5 protein-coding genes and 1 pseudogene are annotated in these 4,626 nt (G+C 41.9%); 2 read left to right on the forward strand and 4 right to left on the reverse strand.

Features of this window, described 5'->3' with window-relative positions:
• The 3 genes from PX482_RS14505 to PX482_RS14515 all read right to left on the reverse strand — a co-directional run.
• Positions 1–762, reverse strand: a 762-nt coding sequence (locus tag PX482_RS14505; protein ID WP_288122600.1) for an efflux RND transporter permease subunit, incomplete at its 3' end; no start/stop codon positions are given.
• A 6-nt stretch (positions 763–768) separates the two neighbouring features.
• On the reverse strand, positions 769–1,968 hold the full coding sequence (locus PX482_RS14510; protein ID WP_288094571.1) for a hypothetical protein: 1,200 nt from the start codon (positions 1,966–1,968) through the stop codon (positions 769–771).
• Between the two features lie 338 nt (positions 1,969–2,306).
• Positions 2,307–3,440, reverse strand: a complete 1,134-nt coding sequence (locus tag PX482_RS14515; protein ID WP_288122602.1) for a glycosyltransferase — start codon at positions 3,438–3,440, stop codon at positions 2,307–2,309.
• Between the two features lie 285 nt (positions 3,441–3,725).
• On the opposite strand from PX482_RS14515, the gene PX482_RS14520 reads away from it, so the two are divergent.
• Positions 3,726–3,905, forward strand: coding sequence for a hypothetical protein (locus tag PX482_RS14520; RefSeq protein WP_002762447.1), 180 nt, complete (start codon positions 3,726–3,728; stop codon positions 3,903–3,905).
• 76 nt (positions 3,906–3,981) lie between these two features.
• Positions 3,982–4,329, forward strand: a complete 348-nt coding sequence (locus tag PX482_RS14525) for a DUF4359 domain-containing protein (protein ID WP_002762448.1) — start codon at positions 3,982–3,984, stop codon at positions 4,327–4,329.
• 114 nt (positions 4,330–4,443) lie between these two features.
• On the opposite strand, the pseudogene PX482_RS14530 reads toward PX482_RS14525, so the two are convergent.
• Positions 4,444–4,626, reverse strand: a pseudogene (locus PX482_RS14530) (hypothetical protein); the annotation flags it as partial.

A 4,626-nucleotide genomic window follows, 5' to 3' on the forward strand; every position in this document is an offset into this window, starting at 1 on the left:
CTCCCCGGTGGCCACCCTACCAACGGCGCGAATGGCGATCTGGAATTGCTGCTCTTCGGGACTGGGATCACCGCCAATTGTCCCCGCACCCACCTGAATATTCTGTTCTCGGATCGCCTGTACTACTTGTTCCGCCGATACGCCCCTAGCGGCTAAGGCATCGGGATTAAGCCAAAAACGTAGGGCGTATTCCCTCTCCCCGATGATTGTTGTACTACCAACCCCCTCGATCCGGCGAATCTCCGCATCGATGACCCGATCGACAAAGTTACTTAAAAAGACCGTATCGTAGGGATAATTGCCCTTTTCATCCGGTTTGGCGGAAATCCCGTAGGCAAGGGTAACGCTGGGGGATTGGGTATTGGTTGTCACCCCCTGCCGGTTCACTTCTTCCGGTAAACTAGCGGCGGCGGTACTGACACGGTTTTGTACCAAGACTTGGGCAATGTTACGATCCATTTCCACCGGGAAAAAGACATTCACCGTACTTTGTCCGGTGTTGGTACTCTGGGACTGCATATAAACAATCTGTTCTGTCCCGTTAATCTGGCGATCGAGTACCGTGGTAACGTTATCCTGTACGGTTTTGGCATCGGTTCCCAAATAGTTGGCATTTACCGCTACCTGAATAAATGCCAACTGGGGCAGTTTTTCTAGGGGTAAAAAGGGAACAGCGATCGCTCCGATCAAAACGATTAAAATCGAGCAAACTGTGGTCAGAACGGGTCTTTTAATGAAGGTATCGGCAATACTAAGGATCATAGGGCGTTACTGGTTCATTTTTTCTAGGATAGTTGCGGCGGTGGGAGATTTACGAGTCAGATAATTAAATATTAATAGTTTAAAGATGGTATCTAGGATAACGGGAACCGTGGCCACAAACAAGCTAATAAATGTAATATTCTCGCGCCAACCAAAGTGCCGGAACAAAGTTTCTAAGATTACCGTCCAACCCTCCGCCGAGTGAAACCCGACAAATATATCGGTAAAGAGAATAAAGATAAAGGCTTTGGTGATATCATTTAAGCTGAGAAAATAACGACTAACATAAGCTCGCGTAATTGCCAATTGTTGACGACCAAAAATTAAGATCGCAATAAAGGCTATTAATCCAGTGATATCGGAGAGTAAGTTTTTCCAACCATCTTGACTTTCATAACCCGCTTCTCTGAATAATTCCTCCACCTGTTCCCGAAAATTTTCTTCTGATTTATGCCCTGCTTTTACTACTCCTAAAACCTGCTTGATTTCTTCAATTTCTTGAAGTCTAGCAAATTCCCTGAGATATTTTTCGCCAATTTCCTGAGAAATATAAACTTCTGATATTTTCGCTCTATCCACACCAAAATAGTTTAAAACAGGGCTAAAAATAAAGTTTCTACTAATAACCTGCACCAAGAGAGGAACTAAAATAATAATCAGGATAAAACGAATAGCAATACGTTGCTGTTGTCGCAGGGTACGGAGTTGTTTAATAACGGTTTGTTCGTATTCTGGGGTTAATTCTTGCTGGAAGTTAAAAAATTTATTACCGGTTGCAGGAGAAATTATCTGGTTATCTTTATCCCTGGGTTTATCACTGGTGAGATTGGTATTAGGCAGATTTGGGGTTTGATTATTCGGTAATGGGGGCAGCAATTCCTCTAAGTCTAGGCGATATTTACCGATAATATCCTCGATCGCCTTTAAAGTCTCTAGGATGTTATTATTTTCTGGGTTAGTTTGCGGATTGATAAAATTACCCAGACGCACTTGAGTTAAATCGAAACGTATCTGTAATAATTCTCGCTCTAGGGTACTTTGAAAGTAATCATAAACACTTTTTCCTCCCACGGCAGCCGGGGAAATTTTTTGTCCCCCAAAATGTTTATCTTCGATCGCTTTAATTTTCAGCGCTCTCTGATAAGCTGATTCTAGGGCCACTAAAGAGCGTTTTTCTACCCATTGATTAACTCGATTCCAAGGCACGGCTATAATCCTCGCTTTTCTGTCATCACAAGCACCACGGTAAGCTATCAGCGTTGGCTAGATAAGCTAAACGGCGCTTAACCTGCATGATCCAATAGCTATAACCCTTTTGGAGTCTATATCGGTGATCCGAAGTAAAAGCCGTTTAGCTTAGCTACTTTCGAGAAATATCCATAGTATTACATTTTAGGGTGCATTGGCTGCATCTTCACCATTGCTGAAATACAACGTTTCTCATCAAGATAAAGTGTAACCTAATTTGTTATCAACGACCGATGACCGACTCCCTAAAACGAAAACCTCATAGCTCACCATTAGGATAACTGCTCTAATTAAACTTAGCAATAATTTTTAGATATTGAATGTTCCTCTATAAACAAACTGTAAGCATTTCTAAAAACCTCTGGAGTAAATTTATTAGCCTGTTGCCGACAACTTTCTGGAGCAATTCTATCACCCTGATCCACAAAATATTTAACCGCTGCTACCAAAGATTGGGGATTTTGTTCCCCAAAAAGTAATCCTGTTCCCTGGGGAGAATTTTCCCGCAGATCCCGCACGGTTTCTAAAGCACCTCCGGCAGCAAATGCAATCACGGGAGTACCACAAGCTTGCGCTTCCACTAAAGCAATACCAAAATCCTCACAAGCAGCATAAATAAACGCTTTTGCTTTCGACATATATTCTGCTACTATTCGATCAGAAACCGCACCTAAAATCTGAATATTATCCTTAGCTAACTGACGAATTAAAGCCATTTGTGGACCATCTCCAATAACCACTAGGGGTAATCCCAATTGATTAAATGCCTCCACGATTAAAGGGACTTTTTTATAACTAACCAAACGAGAGACTACTAAATAAAAATCTTCTTTTTTCTCTTGGTAGGGAAAACGCTCGATTTGTACGGGAGGATAAATAACTTTTGCCTCCCGTCGATAACAGCGCCAAATTCGTCTAGCGGTGTGGTGGGAATTAGCTAGAAAATAGTCCACACGATTAGCAGAAATCACATCCCACTGACGCAAACCATGCAAAAGATAACGGGTGAAAATACCGGGTAATCCCTGTCCTAACTTACTATTAGCCAGATAGTCAAAAGTTAAATCCCAAGCATAACGCATCGGACTGTGACAGTAACAAATATGAACCTGATCCGGTCGAATTAAAACCCCTTTAGCCACACAATGGGAGGAGGATAAAATTACATCATAATCCTCTAAATTTAACTGCTCGATCGCTAGGGGAAGAAAAGGTAAGTATTTTTGGACGCCATTTCTCGCTTTCGGGAAATTTTGCAGAAAAGTTGTCCCGATCGAGCGACCATAGAGATAACTATCGGGATTAGTGGACTCAAAATCGATCAAAGCGTATAAATCCGCCTCTAGACATTGTAAAATCTCCTTAACCACTAATTCCGATCCCCCCGTCGCCTTTGGGGTTAACCACTCGTGAACCAGAGCGTACTTCATAGCATAATCAATAATCTCAGCCGTAATTATAGCAGTAAGGGATCAATAGTTCACTTTCTGGTTTTCTCTTCCCCAAAATTACCGATACCTATCCGATCAAGGTAAAAAACACCAGAAAGAAATTATTAAAATTTTCCAGAAAAATTGCAAAGTTTAGTAAAAATTACTAGCAAGATCAGATGATCGACTCCATAATGGGGATCAAGGAAAAAATAGACTTAAACCGATTGGGATCAAGAAAAACTAGCTTGATATACAGAAGATAACTAATTAATGAGGTTTGCTATGATCACCCGGCAACAAGTGCGCTGTCCTAATTGTGGAAATTTTGCCGAAAGACAGCATATTTTAGAACACCATCTCGTTAGCACCGCCTGTTCTCACTGTGATTATCTGTTGGTTAGTTGCAGTCTCACGGGAAATGTACTAGAGTGCTATGCACCCGGTATTGGTTTAAGAAATTAACACTGCCCCCTAGGCAGATCGAAAATGTCTTGTCAAAATTAGAGTGGAGAAGACAAAATCAAGGAGCTAAGTAGCTATGGGGGGTAATTTCTTCAAGGGAGCGATCGCCTTGGGGGTAATAGCGGGGATTATGGGATTTACCAATCCCCCCCAAGAACTTTACAGCGAATACGCCGCCGAAAAACTCCTCGCTCATGCCGACAAAATCGCTTGCGAGAAAATCAGTCTCTGTGGCTCGATCGATTCTTTGCCGGTGGCAGCCAGAAATGTGATCAAAAATCAAATCTTAAAACCAGCGATCGAAACCTCTAGTCAACGGCAAAATCTAGGTGTGTTCAGTATTTACACCACAGAAGTACCGGGGGTAGCTAAAATTAGAACTCTTGGCGCTTTTGGGCATTTCTTGACTTTCTCGGAGACTTAGGTGAGATTACTGCCAGCTTAAATAATAGACCTCTTGTAAAAATCAAAAATTGTTGTTAGGGTTAGGAGTCAGTAGTCAGGAGAATTAAGAAGGAATAATAATCAGTTAAATGGTCTATTTAGGGCTGGCTGAATAAATCTTAAAACCTTGTTGGGTAAGACTTTTAGACCTTTTGTCAATCAAAAAGTACCGGATATGGGAGTGATCGGGGGAAATTTAGGCACTTTTTCCCTGAAAATTAGGTAATTGGCCACCTCAAAACTGGTAAAACCCCACACCCCACACCCCACACCCCAC

Origin of the sequence: Microcystis sp. M53602_WE12, assembly GCF_030065455.1 — a bacterium.
GTDB classification, from domain to species: Bacteria; Cyanobacteriota; Cyanobacteriia; order Cyanobacteriales; family Microcystaceae; genus Microcystis; species Microcystis aeruginosa.